Raw genomic sequence first — 18,197 nt, forward strand, 5'->3', positions numbered from 1 at the left:
CGGGACGGGTTCAGCCGTGAGAGGCGCAGGTCGTGGTGGTGGCGTGGGCGGGGTCGAGGGCGTTCTCGACCTCGTGCAGCACGACCGGGTCGAAGGCCATCGCGGCGTGCTCGGAGATGTCGACCGGGCAGAGGCTCTGGACGGTGACGTTGTGGACGCCGGAGCCGCTGAGGAACTGCGTGCCGTACGGCGTGACGACCTCGTCGTACTTGGTGGCGATGACGGTGTAGGAGACGCCCGGGACCGTGTCGCCGCCGGCGTTCAGCCTGGTCAGCAGGGCCGATCCGACCATCTGGTCGACGCAGGCCGGGCAGCCGGCGTTCAGGAGGTCGAGCGCCCCCGGGAAGGAGGACGCCAGGGCGGCGAGGCCGTCGAGGGTGGTCCCGTGGTTGGAGGGGGCCAGGCCGACGAGGGCGTGCACTTTGGCCGCGCCGCCGAGGAATCGCAGGTAGTAGCGCGGCATCATTCCGCCCTGCGAGTGCCCGACGATGTCGACCTGGGCGGAGCCCGTGGCCGCGAGGACGCCGGTGACGAACGTCGACAGCTGGGCCGCCGAGTCGGCCACCGGTGCGACGGCGCGAAGGACGGGGACACCGGAGACCTCGCCGTAGGTGAGGGCGAAGACGCAGTATCCGCGCGCGGCGAGGGCGGGGGCCGCGGTGAGCCAGTTGACGCTGCCGTTGGCGAAGGTGCCGTGGACAAGGACCACCGGGCGGGGATGGGCGGCGGTCGGCCGGCACGACCAGTCGTTCGCGCCGGGAACACCGGGGGCGGCGAGCGCCTTGGCCGCCTCGATGGGGGTGGCCGCGTGCGCGGGAGGGGACAGAACGGCGACGAGGGCGGTGGAGAGGGTCGCGGCGGCGGTGAGGAAGAGCGTACGGAGAGTGCGGGGGCGTGCGGGCACGGTTCCTCCCGGAAGCGTGGGGGAGCGCCAAAGTGAGTCAGGTCACGTAACTGATCACTTATGGGAGGAAGTTACCTGCGGGTTAACTATCTGACCAGGGCGTTACGAATAACGGTCAAGTAACGAATACCGGCCAGTATGCTGCGGGGCGCCGGAAGCCTCCGGCGCCCCGCAGCAACCGCTCGGGACCAGGCGTCAGCTCGGCGGTGCGGAGGGAATGTCCAGTGCGGTGCCGTACAGACGGCTCACCCGCAGCCGGATCACCAGCCGTTCGTCGGCCACCATCTGCTTCAGGAAGGCTGCCTGCTCCTCCGGATCCTCGAAAGGCGGAACCATGCCGAGCAGCTCCAGTCCCGTGGGGTCCCCGGGCGTGGTCGTGACGGGGGAGATCTCGGCCGTGCCCTCGGCGACGGCGAACGACCAGTGGTCCTCGCTGCTCACGTACAGCGCGCTCCGGGGATCCTTCCGCAGGTGCCGCACCTTCAGCCGGTCCGCCGTGGTGCTGATCCGGGCGATGCGCTCCCCGCCGTCCCACGAATACAAGACGGTCGAGAGATGGGGGTGGCCGCTGCTCTTGTTCGTCGCCAGCGCCCCGAACTGATGCTCGGCGAGAAACCGGACGAGGGCGTCGTCGGAGAGGGCGACGGGGGCGGGGCCGGAGCCGGGGGTGTCTTCGGTGGTGCTCATGGTCCGTGGTCCTCTGCTCAGTGGAGATGGATGCGGATTCAGTGGCCGGCGGCGGTGACGGCGGTCACTGGGGCGTCCACGGCCGGGACGTCGCCGGTAGTGGTCGTGCCGTGGCGCCGGAGCACCGTCAGGGCGAGGATGAAGGCGACGGCGAGCAGGCCCGCGCCGATGCCGAAGGCCAACTGGAATCCGCCGGTCAGTGCGGACGCCCGGTCGTGCCCGTGTGTCGCGAGCCGGGTGGTGTGCGCGGCCGCCAGCGTGGACAGCACCGCGACGCCGAGCGCGCCGCCGACCTGCTGCGTCGTGCTGAACAGCCCGGAGGCGACGCCCGCGTCGTCGGGACGCGCGCCCGACATGCCGAGGGCGGTCAGCGCCGAGATCGCCAGGCCGAACCCGCCGGCCAGCAGCATCGTCGGCAGCAGGTCGACGACGTAGTCGGCGTGCACGGGGAGCCGCGTCAGCAGCCCGATGCCGGCGACCAGCAGCGCCAGGCCGGTGAGCAGCACGGTCCGCTCGCCGAACCGCGCGATCAACCGCGCGGAGAGGAGAAGGGAGACGGCCGCGATCGTCCCGGCCGCCGGCAGCAGGGCGAGGCCGGTGGCGAGGGCGCCGTACCCCTGGACGTTCTGCAGGTACAGCGCGATGAGGATCTGGAACCCGAACAAGGCCGAGACCATCAGGACCTGGATGACGTTGGCGCCGGAGACGTTCCGCGACCGGAACATCCGCAGGGGCAGGAGAGGAGCGGCGGCGGTGGCCTGCCGGAGGACGAAGGCGGCCAGCAGGGCGACGGAGATCGCGCCGAGGACGAGCGTGGACGGAGCGGCCCAGCCGTGGTGACTCGTCTGGACGATCGTGTAGACGGTGAGCATCAGCCCCGCGGTGACCAGCAGGGCGCCGATGGCGTCGGCACCGGCGGCGAAGCCGAGGCCGCGGTCCCCGGGCAGGACCCGGATCGCCAGAAGGAGCGTCGCCACGCCGATCGGCAGGTTGATGAAGAAGATCCAGTGCCAGTTGATCGCCTCGGTGAGGACGCCGCCGAGGACCTGGCCGATCGAGGCGCCGGCGGCCCCGACGAAGCTGAACGCCCCGATCGCCGTACCGCGTTCGCGCGGCTCGGGGAACAGCGTGACGATCATCCCGAGGCTCACGGCGGAGGTCAGCGCGCCTCCGATCCCCTGGAGGAACCGGGCGGCGATGAGCATCTCCTGGCCGGTCGCGAGGCCGCACAGCAGCGACGCGGCCGTGAAGAGAACGAGGCCGGTGACGAACACCCGCTTGCGGCCGATCAGGTCGCCGAGCCGCCCGGCCAGCAGGAGAAGGCCGCCGAAGGCGATCATGTAGGCGTTGACGGTCCAGGTGAGGTTCGCGGGGGAGAAGCGCAGGTCCCGCTGGATGGCCGGCAGCGCGACCGTCACGATGCTGCCGTCCAAGATGATCATGAGCGTCCCGGCGCACAGCGCGACGAGCGCCGCCGTACGCGAGCGGACAGGGGAAGAGGGGTGCATGGTGTCTCCCGGTTCGTAGGCAACCGGATGAGACGCTAGCAGATAGTTTTGTTGTAGACCATCTTCTTTGGACTTACTTTCGCGCCTGACGGGTCCGCCGTACCGGCCGGTCGCACTCCACGGGGGTCGACAGGAGACCCTCGGCGAGCCGGGTCAGGGCGCTGACCAGCACGTCTCCCTCGCTCTCGGGGAGCGCCTCCAGGACCTCGCGGTGCACCCGGTCGGCGATGCGCGTCCCCTCGGCGACGATCCGCTCGCCCGCCTCGGTGACGGCGATGACCCGCGCGCGGCGGTCCCGGCTCGACGGCCGGCGCTCCGCCAGTCCGGCCTTCTCCAGCTCGTCCACGGTGACGACCATCGTCGTCTTGTCCAGGTCGGAGATCTCGGCCAGCTGGATCTGGGTGCGTTCCTCCTCCAGCGCGTGGAACAGCACGCAGTACGCCCGCGGGGTGATGCCGATCTCCTCGAAGGCGGCGCTCATCCGGGTCGTGAGCACGTGAGCGGTGTGCGTGAGCAGGTACGACATGTCCGGAACGGTGCGAGAAGGTGCGCTGGTCGTCATACCGCCAATCTAGCAAATGCGTAAGGTTGCAGATTATCTATCTCCTGCCGTAACCGGTCGGTCAGCGCATGGTGCGCGGACGGTCAGCGGTCGCGCCGAGGCTTCGGGCCATGGAAACCTCCTCTGCCGAGACCGTGGCCAAGGCCGGCCGCAAGGAGTGGATCGCACTCTGCGTGCTGCTGCTCCCGCTCCTCCTCGTCTCCATGGACGTGTCGGTGCTGTACTTCGCCGTCCCGTTCATCAGCCGGACCCTGCAGCCGACGAGCACCGAGCAACTGTGGATCTTCGACATCTACGGCTTCGTGCTCGCCGGGCTCCTCATCACGATGGGCTCGCTCGGCGACCGGATCGGCCGGCGGCGCCTCCTGCTGTTCGGAGCGCTCGGCTTCGGCCTCGCGTCCGTCGCCGCGGCGTACGCCCAGAGCGCCGGGATGCTCATCGCCGCCCGAGCCGTGCTCGGCGTCGGCGGCGCGACGCTGATGCCCTCGACGCTGGCGCTGATCCGCAACATGTTCCACGACGAGAAGCAGCGCGGCACCGCCGTCGCCATCTGGTCGGCCGCCACCACGGGCGGCATCGCGCTCGGCCCGGTCCTGAGCGGACTGCTGCTGAACCACTTCTGGTGGGGCTCGGTGTTCCTCATCAACACCCCGGCCATGGTGCTGCTCCTGGTCTTCGCCCCGCTCCTGGTGCCGGAGTTCAAGAACCCGGGGGCCGGCCGGTTCGACCTGGTGAGCTCGGTGCTGTCGCTGGGGGCCGTGCTGCCCGTGATCTACGGTGTAAAGGAGATCGCCGCCGACGGTGCCGACCTCCTGCGGGTGCTGAGCATCGCCGCCGGCCTCCTCGTCGGCGTCGTCTTCATCCGGCGTCAGGCCCGCCGCCCGGACCCCATGATCGACCTGGCGATGTTCCGCAACCGGGGCTTCAGCGGGTCGATCCTGACCAACCTCATCGCCATGTTCGCCCTGGTCGGCTTCGCGATCTTCACTACGCAGTACCTGCAGTCCGTGCTCGGCATGAGTCCCCTCACCGCGGCGCTGTGGAGCCTCGTGCCGTCGCTGGGCGTCGGGATCGCCGCGCCCCTGGCCACCCAGCTCGCCCGCCGGGTGAACCGGGCGTACGTCATCGGCGCCGGTTTCCTCATCGGCGCGCTGGGCTTCCTCGGTCTCACCCAGGCACGGGCGGACTCCTCCGTGCTGGTGGTCCTCGTGGGGGCCGCGGTGTACGCGATCGGCCTGGCCGTCGTGATGACCCTGGTCACCGACATGGTGCTGGGCGCCGCACCGCCCGAGCGCGCCGGGACGGCCTCGGCGCTGGTGGAGTGCGGCAGCGAGTTCGGCGGTGCCCTCGGCATGGCGGTCCTCGGCAGCGTCGGGACCGCGATCTACCGCCACGACGTCACCGGCGCGATACCCGCCGGCCTGCCGCACGACGCGGTGCACGCCGTACGGGAGACGCTGGGCGGTGCGCTCGCGGTGGCCTGGCTGCCGGGACGGCCCGGTGACGTGGTCCGGCGCGCCGCCCGTACGGCGTTCGTCGACGGCATGCACGCCGCCGCCGTCGCAGGTGCCGTCGTCATGGTGGCCGCCGCCGTCCTGACCGTCGCCGTCCTGCGCCGCGCCGAGATCGCCCAGCCGACCGGCCGGCCCGCGACACCGGACCCGGTCGGTCCCGAGCCGGCCGTCGGCCGCTGACCTCAGCGGGTGACGGGGTGCGTGGCGCCCGTCCCGGCCGACTCCCGGATGGCGTCGAGCAGCCGGTGCAGGCGCACTCCATGGTCGAAGCCCGCCACGCTCCGGCCTCCGTCGCGGATGTCGTCGGCGAGCGCCGCGTAGACCCGCGCGACGTTGCGGGCGGCCTCCGGGATCTCGGCCGGGAGGCTCCGGTGGCGCTCCGGCACGGGCAGGTCCTGGTACGGAGTGCCGACCTCCCGGGTGCCGCGCAGCCGGGGCTCGGAGATCTGGATCTGGGCGGTCTTCCAGTCGCCCGCCGCGACGACGGTCAGGTCGCCCTCGGTGCCGGCGATCTCCAGGACGGTGCGGTTGTCGCCCACTCGCGCGTCCTCCAGGTGGACCGAGGCCGTCGCCCCGCCGGTGAGGACGCCGTGCAGGAGCACCTGGTCCGGGCTGGTGGAGGTCACCGCGTCTCCGGTCTCGGCCACGGTGTAGCCCGTGCGCTGGACCGCGAGGGCGGCCGTGAGCCCGGCGAAGTCGCCGGCCATGTGCTCCAGGGCGTCGAGGGTGTGTCCTCCGACGACCTCGAGCAGGCCCGCGCCCTGAGCCTGGTCGAGCGTGTAGGCCGCCCAGGCGGGGATGTCGCCGGACGCGCCCTTGCCCCGGACGGCGTGGACGTGCGCGGACGTGACGCGGCCGACATACCCCTCCGCGATCAGCTCGCGAGCGTGGGAGATCGCCGGTGCGTACCTCGCCTGCAGCCCGATCGCGTCGTGCACGCCGGCGGCCCGGGCCGAGGTCGCGAGGTGCTCCGCCTCCTCGGTGGTCAGCCCGAGCGGCCACTCGCAGTAGACGTGCTTGCCCGCGGCCAGCGCCGCCCCGACCAGCTCGGCGTGGGCGGCCACCTTGACGGTCACGACGACCAGGTCGACCTCGGGGTGCTCGGCGAGCAGGCGGGCGTCGGTGAAGGCGTGCGGGGCGCCGAACGCGCGGGCGGCCGCCTCGGCGCTCTCGGGACGGCTCGTGCCGACGGCGGTGAGCTCGAACTCCGGCAGCGCGCGCAGCGCGGGGATGTGCGCGGTGGCGGCCCACCCGCGATCCGGGCTCGCGCCGACGACGCCCACGCGGATCCTGTCCATGGTCTACCTCCAAGGAATAAACGGACGGTGCGAGTCCGCTTAGTGCCCGGAGCGTACGCTAACCGGACGCGGCGCGTCCACTTGTTGCTAGAGTGAGCGCGTGAGCGGAACGAGTGCCGCGGTGGACCGGCTGCTGGCCGGCGACGCGGAGCGCCTGCCGAGGGCCGACGCGCGACGCAACGTGGAGCGGCTGGTAGACGCCGCCCGTACGGCGGTCGCGGAGGTGGGGGTCGACGTCACCGCCCACGAGATCGCGCGCCGGGCCGGCGTCGGCATCGGCACGTTCTACCGCCGCGTGCCCTCCCGCGAGGCGCTGCTGGAGGCCGTGCTGGCGGAGGTCCTCGACGAGATGATCGAGGTGGCCCACCGGGCGATGGCCGACCCCGACCCGTGGCACGGCCTCACCGAGTTCGCCACCGCGTACGTCCAGCTGCGCGCCGCGAGCTGCGGCCTGAACGAGGCGCTGGGTGGAGAGTGCGGTCTCACGCTGCCGCAGCTCGCCCCGCTGCGCGACCAGCTTCGCCTCCTCGTCGAGCACGCCCATGCGGCCGGCGTCCTGCGCCCGGACGTGCCCTGGGAGGACGTCGCCTTCGTGCTCGCCTCGGTGACCACCTCCACCCGCACGATCGGCCTGCGGGCCGGCGCGGACCAGTGGCGGCGCAACCTGCGGATCGTCCTCGACGGCCTCCAAGCCGCACCCGGCCCATGAGCCAGGAATCCATGCCGCACCCGGCCGATGAACCGGGAATCCACGCCGCGCGGTTGACGAGACAGGAATCCGCGCCGGGGCCGCGCGGTTGATGACCACCGGGATCGCGCATCGGGGCGCGGCCCGGCGGTAACGGTCAGGGCAGGTGGGCCAGGATGCACGGTGAGTACAAGGTGCCGGGCGGCAAGCTCGTGGTCGTCGACTTCGACGTCGAGGACGCACGGCTGCGGAACGCCCGGGTCAGCGGCGACTTCTTCCTCGAGCCGGACGAGGCCCTTGACGCGATCAACGACGCTCTCACCGGGCTGCCGGTCCACCTGGAGGCGCGGGACATCGCCGCCCGCGTCGACGCGCGGCTGCCCGCCGGGACCACGATGTTCGGGTTCACCGCGGAAGCCGTCGGGATCGCCGTACGCCGGGCGCTGACGGACGCGACCGACTGGCGCGACCACGACTGGCGGCTGATCCACGAGGAGCCGCAGGACCCGGCGCTGCACATGGCCCTCGACGAGGTGCTCACCGAGGAGGTGGCGGCCGGGCGCCGCCCGCCGACGCTGCGGGTCTGGGAGTGGGCGGCCCCGGCGGTGGTGATCGGCAGCTTCCAGTCGCTGCGCAACGAGGTGGACGCCGACGCCGCGCGGCGGCACGGCGTGACCGTCGTCCGCCGGATCAGCGGCGGCGGGGCGATGTTCATCGAGCCCGGCAACACGATCACCTACTCGCTGTACGCCCCCGACGCGCTCGTCCAGGGCATGACCTTCGCCGACAGCTACGCCTTCCTCGACGACTGGGTGCTGGGCGCGCTCGGCGAGCTCGGCATCAGGGCGTGGTACCAGCCGCTCAACGACATCACCTCCGACCAGGGGAAGATCGCCGGAGCGGCGCAGAAGAGGCTCAGCGCGGGTGCGGTGCTGCACCACGTGACCATGTCGTACGACATCGACGCGGACAAGATGCTGCAGGTGCTGCGGATCGGCCGGGAGAAGCTGTCGGACAAGGGCATCGCCAGCGCGAAGAAGCGCGTCGACCCGCTGCGGCGCCAGACCGGGCTGCCACGATCGGAGATCATCGACCGGATGATCGGACACTTCGGCGGCCGGTACGGCCTGACCGAGGACCGGCTCACCGCCGATGAGCTGCGCGCGGCCGAGAAGAAGGTGGCCGAGAAGTTCGGCACCGTGGAGTGGACGGCCCGCGTTCCCTGACCCGTGCCGGGGGTCCGTGAGACGCGGGCCCGCGTACTTCGGTTGGATAGGTCATGAAGGGGCACCCGCTCAAGAGTGCTCGGCTGGATCCGATGAAGGGGAGACAAGGATGTCCGACCGTGTTCGGGTGGATCAGACGGAGCAGTGGCGGGCGCTGCGGCAGCACCAACGGGAGCTCGGCGAGCCGCCACTGCGCGAGCTGTTCGCGACCGACCCCGACCGGGGCCGCCGATACGCGATGGAGGTCGGCGACCTCTACATCGACTACTCACGGCATCTGATCACCGACGAGACGCTCCGCCTGCTGCGCGACCTGGCCGAGGCCCGGAAGGTCGCCGAGCTGCGCGACGCGATGTTCCGCGGCGAGAAGATCAACGTGACCGAGGGCCGCGCGGTGCTGCACCTCGCGCTGCGCTCCCCGCGCGACGCGAGCATCGAGGTGGACGGCGAGAACGTCGTCCCGGCCGTGCACGCCGTGCTGGACAAGATGGCCGCCTTCGCCGAGCGGGTCAGGTCGGGGGAGTGGAAGGGCTACACCGGCAAGCCGATCCGCACGGTCGTCAACATCGGCATCGGCGGCTCGGACCTCGGCCCGAAGATGGCGTACGAGGGCCTGAAGCCGTTCACCGACCGGTCGATCCAGGCCCGCTTCGTGTCGAACGTCGACGGCGCCGACCTGCACGAGAACATCCGCGACCTCGACCCGGCCGAGACGCTGTTCATCGTGTCCTCCAAGACCTTCACGACGGTCGAGACCATCACGAACGCCACGTCGGCGCGCCGGTGGCTGCTGTCCGAGCTGGGCGACGACTCGGCCGTGGCGCACCACTTCGTGGCGGTGTCCACCAACGCCGAGCAGGTCGCCAAGTTCGGCATCGACACGGCCAACATGTTCGAGTTCTGGGACTGGGTGGGCGGCCGCTACTCCGTCGACTCGGCCATCGGCCTGTCCCTGATGATCGCCGTCGGGCCGGAGGGGTTCCGTGAGTTCCTCGACGGCTTCCACCTGATCGATGAGCACTTCCGTACGGCGCCGCCGGAGCGCAACGTGCCCCTGCTGCTGGGCCTGCTCGGCATCTGGTACAACGACTTCCACGGCGCGCAGACCCACGCGGTGCTGCCGTACAGCCACTACCTGTCCCGGTTCACCGACTACCTGCAGCAGCTCGACATGGAGTCCAACGGCAAGTCGGTGACCCGCGAAGGCGAGCCGGTGAGCTGGGAGACCGGCCCGATCGTGTGGGGCACACCGGGCACGAACGGCCAGCACGCCTACTACCAGCTGCTGCACCAGGGCACGAAGCTCGTACCGGCCGACCTCATCGGGTTCGCCCGGCCGGTGGAGGAGCTCGGCGAGCTCGCCGACCAGCACGACCTGCTGATCGCGAACCTCTTCGCGCAGGGACAGGCGCTGGCCTTCGGCAAGACCGCCGAGGAGGTCGCCGCGGAGGGCATCCCCGCCGCGCAGGTGCCGCACCGTACGTTCCCCGGCAACCGGCCGACGACGACCATCCTGGCCGAGTCACTGACCCCGTCGGTGCTGGGTCAGCTGATCGCGCTGTACGAGCAGAAGGTGTTCGTCCAGGGCGCGATCTGGGACATCAACTCCTATGACCAGTGGGGCGTGGAGCTCGGCAAGGCGCTCGCCAAGCGACTGGAGCCGCAGCTGACCGCCGCCACGGCGGACACGTCCGACCTGGACGGCTCGACGGCCGCCCTGGTCGAGCGCTACCGCACACTCCGGGGACGCTGAAGGGGCAAGCCCCCGGCCGGGTCAGGATCCCTTCGCGGACGGTCCCTTGCGTGACCTCGCTCGGGACGTGCCCTTCGGAGGCGTGCCCTCGGCCGGGGGCTCCTCTTCCGGCTTGGGCCCGGCGACGCGTACGTCGCGGGACGTGCCCATCGTGCCGCGCTTCTGTCGTCCGGACGTCGTGCCGCCGCCGGTCTCCTCGGTGCCCTGCGGGGCATCGGAGGGGTCCGGCGCGTCCGGGCCCGCCGCGTCCGGTGCGTCCGGCGCGGCTGCGGCCTTCCGTCCACCCGAGCGAGAGGCGCCGCCGCGTCCGCTCGGCGCGGGGGCGGCGTCCGGCGCGGCGGGGGAGGGAGAGGTGGGGGAGGGCGAGGTGGCCGCTTTCCGGCGGATGCCTCGCCGGCCGGGAGCGGCCGAGGTGTCCGGCGTGCCCTGGGCACCCGACTTGCCGGGGGAGGTGGCACCGGGTGCCGAGGGCTCCGGGATCTCGTCCGGGCGTGACCGGCGGCGGTGTCCCGGGCGACGGCTGTTCCCGCCCCACAGGCGGTGGTCCAGGGTGAGCCTGCCGCCGGCGCCCGCCGCGAACAGCAGGGACGCCAGTCCGAGGACGAGGACCAGCTCGAAGCCGTTCCGGGGCGTGCCCTTGTCGACGACGAAGACTCCGTGCGTGGCGTGGACGAACACGAAGGCCCCCGCCATGTCCAGGAAGAGCAGCACGCCCGCCACCGGCAGCGCGACGCCGAGGATCAGGGCCGTTCCCCCGAGCAGTTCGACGAAGGTCGCGTAGACGGCCGCCGCCGTCGGCGCGGGGACGCCCATGGCGTCGAAGTTGTGGCCGGTCTGGTCGACGCCGACCTGGATCTTCTGCCAGCCGTGGGCGAGGAACACGAGGCCGACGCCGCATCGGGCGAGCAGGGCGGCGACGTCGTACACCGGCCGGCCGCGCGGCGCTGCGGGTCTCTCTTCGTGCTCTTCCGTCCAGAAGGCGCTCATGTCCTCGGGCGAGGTTTTCATCCTGAGATGATCGGCGGAAACGGAATCGTCGTCCACCGGGTTCCGCGGCCCGTTGCTTGATCGTGAGTACGGGGAAGGCGAACATCCCGCTGTCCTGTGCCGGTTTGACAGCATGCACTCGGTTTCAAAAAAATGTTACGCCTGTTGCCTGTGGGAAGGTTTCGTCATGAATCCGGCGGTCCTCGTTCTGCTGGCGTTGATCCTGCTCGCGCTGATCGCCGTGATCGTGGTCTTGATCATTGTGGTGGGTCGGCGCGGCGGTGACGCGCGGCCCGCGCCGGCTCCCGCGCCGCGCGATCCGTTCGGCCAGGAGGACCAGCCCGGTGGCGACCCCCGGGCGCTGAAGGCGGGCGACATGGTCGACTACCTGGGCGCACGGTACTTCGTGCGCGGGTCGATCCGGCTGCGCGAGGGCGGCTTCACCTGGAGCGAGCATCTCCTGGACGGTGACGGCGCCGACGGCGTCAAGGTCTGGCTCTCGGTCGAGGAGGACCCCGACCTGGAGGTCGTCTGGTGGACCGGGCGCGACGCCGGACTGCGGCCCGACGGGCGGGCCCTCACGCTGGACGGCGTCGAGTACCGCCGCGACGAGCACGGCACGGCGGCGTACACCACCGAGGGCACCACCGGCCTCGGCGCCTCCGGTCGCGTCGAGTACGTCGACTTCGAAGGCCCTGGCGGCAGATACCTTTCCTTCGAACGCTGGGACGGCGGCGCCTGGGAGATGAGCACCGGCGAGTCGGCGCCCGCCGGCACCCTCACGATCTATCCGGGCGGCTGAGCGATGCTCGCCGACCTCGACGTCCCGTACACCGACACCGGGGCGCACATGCTGTCGTTCGCGCTGGGCCTGGGGCCGCAGGACGCGCTCGCCGTCCTCCCGGTGGAGCGCGGCGGCCTGCGGGTCGAGCTCCGGCTGCTCGGCGCCTCCCACCAGGTGCTGGCCGGGCCGGTCAGCGAGACGGTGGCGTGCCTGGAGAGTCATGGTGCGCTGCCCGGCCGCGTGCGCCGGGCCCTGCCGTCCTGGTCGTACGAGTTCGCCGCCGAAGTCGTGGCCCATGAGGGCGACGCGGCGTTCGCGCGGGCCGTGGAGGGGCTGCGCGCCCGCCTGTCCGGCCGCGACGACGCCCTGACGGGGACCTTCCCCGGCTCCCCGTACGCCGTCACCGCGCTGGCGGTGGAGTCCGAGCCGGGCGGCGTCGCCTGGCGGACCTGGCACGCCTACCCGCAGACCGAGGAGGTCGTGATGACGCGCAGCCGGCTGGTGAGCACGCGATGAGGCTGGTGAGAACCCCGTGAAGTACGCCGCGATCGCCGGGGGCGTGGTGGTCGCCGTCATCGCCACGCTCATCGGGGTCGCCCACTTCTCCACCAACCCGCAGAAGTGGGCCGCCAAGCGGTACACCAAGGTCGGCTACCACCGGTACCACTCGCCGAAACCGCCGTCCCTGGTCGCCGCCGAGGTCACCCGCAAGTTCCGTCCGATCGACCGGCTCACCGACAGCGCCGGCACGTACCTGCAGTACAGCAAGTGGGTGGTCGGCGTGCTGCCGAGCGGCGCCGGGACCGACATCACCGTCGACGGGCCGTCGGACGGCTACAGCCGCTACGCCTCCCACGTCGGCGGGCACTGGCAGCGTCCGGGGAGCAACGGCTGGAGCCGGCACGGCGGGGCGTCCTTCCGTGGCGGCGGCTCGGGATCGGGCAAGTGAGGAGCATCTGATGCATGACATCCTGCGCGAGATCGGAGCCACCGTGGCCTACGGCCTGGTCGGCATCGGGCTGATGGCGCTGAGCTACCTGGCAGTGGAGCTGACCACACCGGGACGGCTGTCCCGCCAGATCTGGGAGGACCGCAACCGCGGCGCCGCGCTGCTGCTGTCGATCCGGCTGCTCGGGGTCGGCGCGATCGTGACCGTCGCGATCGCCACCAGCGACGACAGCCTGGGCGCCGGGCTGGCCGACACGGTGGTCTTCGGCGTGCTCGGCGTGCTGCTGACGACGCTCGCGTTCTACCTGCTCGACATGGTCACCCCCGGCCGGCTCGGTGCGATCATCGTCGACGGGACGACCATCCATCCGGCCGGCTGGGTGGTCGCCGCGGCGGACCTGGCCGTCTCGGGCGTGATCTGCGGCGCGGTGTCCTGATGCCCGTCCGCGCCGCCCGGGCCCTGGTGTTCGCGGCGGTGTTCGTCTGCGCCGCCTGCGGACTGGTGTACGAACTGGCCCTGGTCGCGCTGGGCAGCTACCTGATGGGCGACTCGGTCACCCAGGCGTCCATCGTCCTGTCGGACATGGTCTTCGCCATGGGCGTCGGCGCGCTGGCCACCAAGCCGCTGCGGCGGCGGGCCGTCGAGGCGTTCGCCGTGGTCGAGGGCCTGCTGGCGTTGCTGGGCGGGTTGTCGGTGCTCGGGCTGTACGCGGCGTTCGCCTGGCTCGACCTCTACGTTCCCGCGCTGATCGCGGTGGCGTTCGCGCTCGGCGCGCTCATCGGGGCCGAGATCCCGCTGCTGATGGTCCTGCTGCAGCGGATCCGGCGGCAGGACGCCGGCAGCGCGGTCGCCGAGCTGTCCGCCGCCGACTACATCGGCGCGCTGATCGGCGGGCTGGCGTTCCCGTTCGTGCTGCTGCCGGTGTTCGGGCAGATCAAGGGGGCGTTGCTGGTCGGGGCGGTCAACGTGGTGGCGGGCACGGCCGTGGTGCTGTGGCTGTTCCGCCGGGAGGTGGGGCGCCTGGCGCGGGGGCTGCTGTGCGGCGCGATGGTCGTGGTCCTCGCCGTGCTCGGGACGACGTACGCCCTCGCCGACCGGTTCGAAGTGACCGCACGGCAGGCGCTGTACCGGGACCCGATCGTCGTGTCGGAGCGGACGCCGTACCAGGAGATCGTGCTGACGCGGAAGGTGGCGCTGTCGGGCCGGCCCGACCTGCGGCTCTTCCTGAACGGCGACCTGCAGTTCTCCTCCGTGGACGAGTACCGTTACCACGAGTCGCTCGTGCACCCGCTGATGGCCGGGCCGCACGGCCGGGTGCTGATCCTCGGCGGTGGCGACGGCCTCGCCCTGCGCGAGGTGCTGCGGTACCCCGACGTACGGTCGGCCACCCTGGTCGAGCTCGACCCGGCGATGCTCAAGCTGGCCAGGACCGACGGGAACCTGAGCGCGCTCAACCGCCATTCGTTCGCGGACCCGCGCGTCCGTACGGTCACCTCCGACGCCTTCTCCTGGCTGCGCCACGACACCGAGAAGTTCGACGCGGTCATCGTCGACATGCCCGACCCGGACGCCGTCTCCACCGCCAAGCTGTACTCGCAGGAGTTCTACGGGATGGTCCGGCGCACCCTGGCGCCCGGAGGCCGGGTGGTCGTCCAGTCGACCTCGCCGTTCTTCGCCGCCAAGTCGTTCTGGTGCATTGCCAAGACCATCCAGGCCGCCGGATTCGGGATCCGCCCGTACCACGTGGACGTGCCGAGCTTCGGCGACTGGGGGTTCGTGCTCGCCGCCCCGGAAGCGGCGCCCCGGCTGGCGCTCTCCCCGGCGGCGCCGTCGCTGCGGTTCCTCGACGACGCGACGTTGCAGGCCGCCGGCAACTTCGCCAAGGACCTGCGCCGCGACGACGTGAAGGTCAACACACTGATGGACCCGGTGCTGGTGCGGTACGAGGACGAGGGCTGGCGCGACTATTGACGCGCTCGCGGCCGTACGGCTGCCATGATGGCCCCCATGCGTCAGGACGAGGGCATGCTCACGGACGGGCCGGTCGAGGGGGAGGGACCCGGCGAGACGGGTCCGGATAACGGCGTCGAACAGCGGCCGGTCGCGGCCGGCGGGGAGACGGGTCCGGATTACCGCATCGAGCAGCGGCTGATCGAGGCCGGGGCCACGCGGGTCGCCGGGGTCGACGAGGTCGGGCGTGGCGCCTGGGCCGGGCCGGTCGTCGTGTGTGCGGCCGTCACGGACCTGAGCACGCCGCCCGCCGGGCTCACCGACTCCAAGATGCTCACCGCCCGCCGCCGCGAGCGGATCGCCGGGGAACTGCGGGGCTGGGTGTCCGCGTACGCCTTCGGCGCGGCGAGCCCCGAGGAGATCGACGAGGCCGGGATGACGGAGGCGCTGCGCCGCGCGGCCGTACGAGCCCTGGAGGCGCTGCCGGACCGCCCCGACGCGATCATCCTCGACGGCAAGCACGACTACCTCGGCGGGGGCCGTACGTGGCCGGTGCGCACCGAGGTCAAGGCCGATCTGCGGTCGGTGACGGTGGCGGCCGCCTCCGTCCTGGCCAAGGTGCACCGCGACACGCTGATGGCCGAGCTGGGGCATGAGGAGTACGGCTTCGCCGCCAACGCCGGGTACCCGTCACCGGTCCACCAGGAGGCGCTGCGCCGGCTGGGCCCGACGCCGCACCACCGGCTGTCCTGGTCCTACCTCGACGACCTGCCGCAGTGGCGGCACCTCAAGAAGCACCGCCCGGACATCGAGGGCCAGCTCTCGCTGATCTGACGCGTCAGCGAGGAGCGCTCGTGGTCCCGCGTACCACGAGCCGTGGCGTCAGGACGACGTCACGTCGCTCCGTCCGGCCGCCGTCCAGCCGTTCGACCATGGCCTCCACGGCGTACCGCGCCTGGTTCTGCGGCTCCTGGCTGACGGTGGTGAGGTTCACGTGGGCGAGTCGCGACAGCGGGCTGTCGTCGTATCCCGCGATGGACATCACCTTGGGCACGTGCACGCCGCCGCGGGCGAGGCTGTCGAGCAGCCCGACGGCGGATCGGTCGTTCACGGCGACCACGGCGGTGGGCAGTTCGGGTCCGTCGAGCAGCGTACGGGCGGCGGCCATCCCCGCTTCCTCGGTGTAGTCGCCGGTGATGATCTGCAGGTGCTCGTCCAGGCCGTTGCGGTGCATGGCCTTCCGGTAGCCGCGGCGGCGGTCCGAGGCGATCGTGCCGGCGCCTCCGTCGAGGTGGGCGATCGCACGGTGGCCCAGCTCGGCGAGGTGGTCGACCACCTGGCCCACGCCCTGGTCGTCGGCGGTCCGCACCGCGTCCAGCTCCGGTGACGCGATGCGGCGCCCCACCACGACCACCGGCAGTTGCCCGCCGAGGGCGGCCAGGCCCGGGGACGGAAGCTCGGCGCCGATCAGGACGAGCCCCTCACAGCGGAACTCCAGGAGGGTGTCGATGGCCCTGCGCTCGTCGTGGGTGCGGGTGACGGTGCTCAAGGCGAGCTCGTAGCCGAACTCGTCGGCCGCCGCCTGGAGGTCTTCGACCAGCTCGGCGTGGAAGGTGTTGCTCAGGGTCATCGTGACACCGAGCAGGTGGGTGCGGCGGCGCGCGAGCAGGCTGGCCGTCCGGTTGTGGCGGTAGCCCAGCTGGGCGGCCGCCTCCAGCACGCGGGCCCGAGTCTGGGCGCTCGCCCCCGGCGCGTTGCGGAACACCAGTGAGACCAGAGCCTTGGACACTCCGGCCTTGGCGGCCACGTCCCGCATCGTCGGCCGCCTGGCCGACCCCGCCGCGGTGGCGGGGACCTGTGGGTCGCCGGATCCTGTCGCGTCCAGCTTCTCTCCTCACCGAATCACATTCATTGCGGTACGGGCCCGAGAGTATCACGCCAGGCCGTGAAAGCGTCTTTACCTAGACCGGTCTATATCCATCCTTGACGCATCGCCTAGACCGGTCTAGTTTCTTGCACTCAAGAGGCAGTGACCTGCATCACTATCGAATGTTTCCGCATGTCAGGCTGGATGTAGTGAACCGTGCTGTGGCGGACCGGCCGCGAGCACACCGGGAGCGAGAGGAGCGATCGTGAAATCGTCGATTGGGGTCGCGGTGATCGGAGCCGGTATGGCGGGCCGCGCCCACGCGCAGGGGTACCGGTCGGCGTCGACCGTGTTCGGCGCGGGCCTGCCCGACGTCCGGCTGGTGGCCATCGCCGACATCAACGAGGACCTCGGCGCCGACGCCGCGCGCCGGTACGGATACGAGCGCGCGGAGAAGGGCTGGGAGGCGATCGCCGCGGCGCCGGACATCGACGCCGTCAGCGTCGTCGTCGCCAACACGCTGCACCGCGAGATCGTCGAGGCGCTGCTGGCGGCGGGCAAGCACGTGCTGTGCGAGAAGCCGCTCGCACCGAGCGTCGCGGACGCGCGGGCGATGGTCGAGGCCGCCGAGAAGGCCGACCGGGTCGCCGCCGTCGGGTTCAGCTTCCGCCGATCCCCGGCGGTCGGCGCGATCCGCGCGCAGGTCGAGGCCGGGGCGCTCGGACGCCCCCTGCACTTCAACGGACATTACTGGTGCGACTACGGGTGCGACCCGAACGCGCCGATGAGCTGGCGTTACAAGGGCGGGCCCGGATCGGGGATCCTCGCCGACGTCGGCAGCCACCTCATCGACGTGGGCGAATTCCTCTGCGGACCGGTGGAGTCCGTGAACGGCACCGTGCTGTCCACGGTGATACCCGACCGCCCGGTTCCGCTCGGCGTCGCGATCGGTCACGCGGGCGGCGTGGAGTTGAGCGACCGGCGCGAACCGGTGGAGAACGAGGACGTGGCCACGTTCACCGCGACGTTCGCGGGCGGCGCCGTCGGCACCTTCTCGATGTCCCGGGTGGCCCACGGGCTGCCGAACGCGCTGGGTTTCGAGCTCTTCTGCGCCGACGGGATGGCCGCGTTCGACGTGTCCCGCCCGGCCGAGTTCACCCTGTCCGACCGGGCCGCGGCCGGGCCTGTCGACGGCCACCGCAGGGTGCTGGCCGGCCCCGACCACCCGTACATCGCCGGAGGGCTGGCCATGGACTTCCCCGGCGTGGCCCACGGGATCAACGACTTCTTCACCTACCAGGCGCGCGCCTTCCTGGAGCAGATCGCCGGAGTGGACGGGCTGCCGCCCTGCGCCGACTTCGCCACGGGCCTGCACAACCTGGAGCTGCTCGACGCCGTCGTCCGGGCCACCGGCCCGGACGGCGGTGCCCTCCCGGGCTGAGATCTCGACCCACCGACCGAAACCGATCCGGCAGGCCCGACCGTGCGCCTGCCGCCACGACCGACATGGAGGCGAGCAC

General features: G+C 71.7%; 18 protein-coding genes. 11 read left to right on the forward strand and 7 right to left on the reverse strand.

Annotation, left to right across the window (positions count from 1 at the left end; translation table 11 throughout):
* Positions 1-10: 10 nt before the first annotated feature.
* From ACYVF7_RS15605 to ACYVF7_RS15620, 4 genes are all read right to left on the reverse strand, one after another.
* Positions 11-904, reverse strand: coding sequence for an esterase/lipase family protein (locus ACYVF7_RS15605; protein ID WP_460340253.1), 894 nt, complete (start codon positions 902-904; stop codon positions 11-13).
* Between the two features lie 195 nt (positions 905-1,099).
* Positions 1,100-1,591 carry a PPOX class F420-dependent oxidoreductase gene (locus ACYVF7_RS15610; protein WP_460340256.1) on the reverse strand — a complete coding sequence of 164 codons (492 nt, stop codon included), beginning with the start codon at positions 1,589-1,591 and terminating at the stop codon, positions 1,100-1,102.
* Positions 1,592-1,629: 38 nt separating this feature from the next.
* The gene (locus tag ACYVF7_RS15615) at positions 1,630-3,099 is read right to left on the reverse strand and encodes a DHA2 family efflux MFS transporter permease subunit (protein WP_460340259.1); all 1,470 of its coding nucleotides are present in this window, start codon (positions 3,097-3,099) and stop codon (positions 1,630-1,632) included.
* Between the two features lie 73 nt (positions 3,100-3,172).
* Entirely contained in the window at positions 3,173-3,625 is a 453-nt protein-coding gene (locus ACYVF7_RS15620) for a MarR family winged helix-turn-helix transcriptional regulator (protein WP_460340261.1), read from the reverse strand.
* 146 nt (positions 3,626-3,771) lie between these two features.
* On the opposite strand from ACYVF7_RS15620, the gene ACYVF7_RS15625 reads away from it, so the two are divergent.
* Complete coding sequence (locus ACYVF7_RS15625; protein ID WP_460340264.1) at positions 3,772-5,355, forward strand: MFS transporter; 1,584 nt, start codon at positions 3,772-3,774, stop codon at positions 5,353-5,355.
* A 2-nt stretch (positions 5,356-5,357) separates the two neighbouring features.
* Here the strand turns inward: ACYVF7_RS15625 and ACYVF7_RS15630 are convergent, their stop codons facing one another.
* On the reverse strand, positions 5,358-6,473 hold the full coding sequence (locus ACYVF7_RS15630; RefSeq protein WP_460340267.1) for a Gfo/Idh/MocA family protein: 1,116 nt from the start codon (positions 6,471-6,473) through the stop codon (positions 5,358-5,360).
* A gap of 100 nt (positions 6,474-6,573) precedes the next feature.
* Between ACYVF7_RS15630 and ACYVF7_RS15635 the strand changes: the two genes are divergently transcribed.
* From ACYVF7_RS15635 to pgi, 3 genes are all read left to right on the forward strand, one after another.
* Entirely contained in the window at positions 6,574-7,182 is a 609-nt protein-coding gene (locus ACYVF7_RS15635; RefSeq protein ID WP_460340270.1) for a TetR/AcrR family transcriptional regulator, read from the forward strand.
* Between the two features lie 155 nt (positions 7,183-7,337).
* A complete protein-coding gene (locus ACYVF7_RS15640) occupies positions 7,338-8,387 on the forward strand; it encodes a lipoyl protein ligase domain-containing protein (RefSeq protein ID WP_460340273.1) in 1,050 nt (349 codons plus the stop codon).
* Positions 8,388-8,496: 109 nt separating this feature from the next.
* On the forward strand, positions 8,497-10,140 hold the full coding sequence (gene pgi, locus ACYVF7_RS15645; protein WP_460340276.1) for a glucose-6-phosphate isomerase: 1,644 nt from the start codon (positions 8,497-8,499) through the stop codon (positions 10,138-10,140).
* Positions 10,141-10,161: 21 nt separating this feature from the next.
* Here the strand turns inward: pgi and ACYVF7_RS15650 are convergent, their stop codons facing one another.
* A complete protein-coding gene (locus tag ACYVF7_RS15650; RefSeq protein WP_460340279.1) occupies positions 10,162-11,148 on the reverse strand; it encodes a DoxX family protein in 987 nt (328 codons plus the stop codon).
* A gap of 166 nt (positions 11,149-11,314) precedes the next feature.
* Here ACYVF7_RS15650 and ACYVF7_RS15655 point away from each other — a divergent pair, with 166 nt between their 5' ends.
* From ACYVF7_RS15655 to ACYVF7_RS15680, 6 genes are read left to right on the forward strand one after another with little or no spacing between them, the layout of a single operon-like run.
* On the forward strand, positions 11,315-11,929 hold the full coding sequence (locus ACYVF7_RS15655; RefSeq protein WP_460340282.1) for a DUF4178 domain-containing protein: 615 nt from the start codon (positions 11,315-11,317) through the stop codon (positions 11,927-11,929).
* A gap of 3 nt (positions 11,930-11,932) precedes the next feature.
* The gene (locus ACYVF7_RS15660; RefSeq protein WP_460340285.1) at positions 11,933-12,427 is read left to right on the forward strand and encodes a DUF2617 family protein; all 495 of its coding nucleotides are present in this window, start codon (positions 11,933-11,935) and stop codon (positions 12,425-12,427) included.
* 16 nt (positions 12,428-12,443) lie between these two features.
* Complete coding sequence (locus ACYVF7_RS15665; protein WP_460340287.1) at positions 12,444-12,860, forward strand: DUF4247 domain-containing protein; 417 nt, start codon at positions 12,444-12,446, stop codon at positions 12,858-12,860.
* A 10-nt stretch (positions 12,861-12,870) separates the two neighbouring features.
* Complete coding sequence (locus ACYVF7_RS15670) at positions 12,871-13,296, forward strand: DUF350 domain-containing protein (protein ID WP_460340290.1); 426 nt, start codon at positions 12,871-12,873, stop codon at positions 13,294-13,296.
* Complete coding sequence (locus tag ACYVF7_RS15675; protein ID WP_460340293.1) at positions 13,296-14,831, forward strand: polyamine aminopropyltransferase; 1,536 nt, start codon at positions 13,296-13,298, stop codon at positions 14,829-14,831. The genes ACYVF7_RS15670 and ACYVF7_RS15675 overlap by 1 nt, the downstream gene beginning before the upstream one ends.
* Before the next feature lie 36 nt (positions 14,832-14,867).
* Complete coding sequence (locus ACYVF7_RS15680; protein ID WP_460340295.1) at positions 14,868-15,644, forward strand: ribonuclease HII; 777 nt, start codon at positions 14,868-14,870, stop codon at positions 15,642-15,644.
* Positions 15,645-15,648: 4 nt separating this feature from the next.
* On the opposite strand, the gene ACYVF7_RS15685 is transcribed toward ACYVF7_RS15680, so the two are convergent.
* A complete protein-coding gene (locus tag ACYVF7_RS15685; protein ID WP_460340298.1) occupies positions 15,649-16,626 on the reverse strand; it encodes a LacI family DNA-binding transcriptional regulator in 978 nt (325 codons plus the stop codon).
* A 316-nt stretch (positions 16,627-16,942) separates the two neighbouring features.
* Between ACYVF7_RS15685 and ACYVF7_RS15690 the strand changes: the two genes are divergently transcribed.
* Positions 16,943-18,118: a Gfo/Idh/MocA family protein gene (locus tag ACYVF7_RS15690; protein WP_460340300.1), complete on the forward strand. Its 1,176-nt coding sequence runs from the start codon at positions 16,943-16,945 to the stop codon at positions 18,116-18,118.
* The last annotated feature ends 79 nt before the right edge of the window (positions 18,119-18,197 follow it).

The organism is Actinoallomurus acanthiterrae, from assembly GCF_054775715.1.

Coding starts and splice junctions, on each gene's coding strand:
- ACYVF7_RS15610 (WP_460340256.1), bottom strand. CDS start 1,591: ATGAGCACCACCGAAGACACCCCCGGCTCCGGCCCCGCCCCCGTCGCC.
- ACYVF7_RS15615 (WP_460340259.1), bottom strand. CDS start 3,099: ATGCACCCCTCTTCCCCTGTCCGCTCGCGTACGGCGGCGCTCGTCGCG.
- ACYVF7_RS15620 (WP_460340261.1), bottom strand. CDS start 3,625: ATGTCGTACCTGCTCACGCACACCGCTCACGTGCTCACGACCCGGATG.
- ACYVF7_RS15625 (WP_460340264.1), top strand. CDS start 3,772: ATGGAAACCTCCTCTGCCGAGACCGTGGCCAAGGCCGGCCGCAAGGAG.
- ACYVF7_RS15630 (WP_460340267.1), bottom strand. CDS start 6,473: ATGGACAGGATCCGCGTGGGCGTCGTCGGCGCGAGCCCGGATCGCGGG.
- ACYVF7_RS15640 (WP_460340273.1), top strand. CDS start 7,338: ATGCACGGTGAGTACAAGGTGCCGGGCGGCAAGCTCGTGGTCGTCGAC.
- pgi (WP_460340276.1), top strand. CDS start 8,497: ATGTCCGACCGTGTTCGGGTGGATCAGACGGAGCAGTGGCGGGCGCTG.
- ACYVF7_RS15650 (WP_460340279.1), bottom strand. CDS start 11,148: ATGAAAACCTCGCCCGAGGACATGAGCGCCTTCTGGACGGAAGAGCAC.
- ACYVF7_RS15655 (WP_460340282.1), top strand. CDS start 11,315: ATGAATCCGGCGGTCCTCGTTCTGCTGGCGTTGATCCTGCTCGCGCTG.
- ACYVF7_RS15660 (WP_460340285.1), top strand. CDS start 11,933: ATGCTCGCCGACCTCGACGTCCCGTACACCGACACCGGGGCGCACATG.
- ACYVF7_RS15670 (WP_460340290.1), top strand. CDS start 12,871: ATGCATGACATCCTGCGCGAGATCGGAGCCACCGTGGCCTACGGCCTG.
- ACYVF7_RS15675 (WP_460340293.1), top strand. CDS start 13,296: ATGCCCGTCCGCGCCGCCCGGGCCCTGGTGTTCGCGGCGGTGTTCGTC.
- ACYVF7_RS15680 (WP_460340295.1), top strand. CDS start 14,868: ATGCGTCAGGACGAGGGCATGCTCACGGACGGGCCGGTCGAGGGGGAG.
- ACYVF7_RS15685 (WP_460340298.1), bottom strand. CDS start 16,626: ATGCGGGACGTGGCCGCCAAGGCCGGAGTGTCCAAGGCTCTGGTCTCA.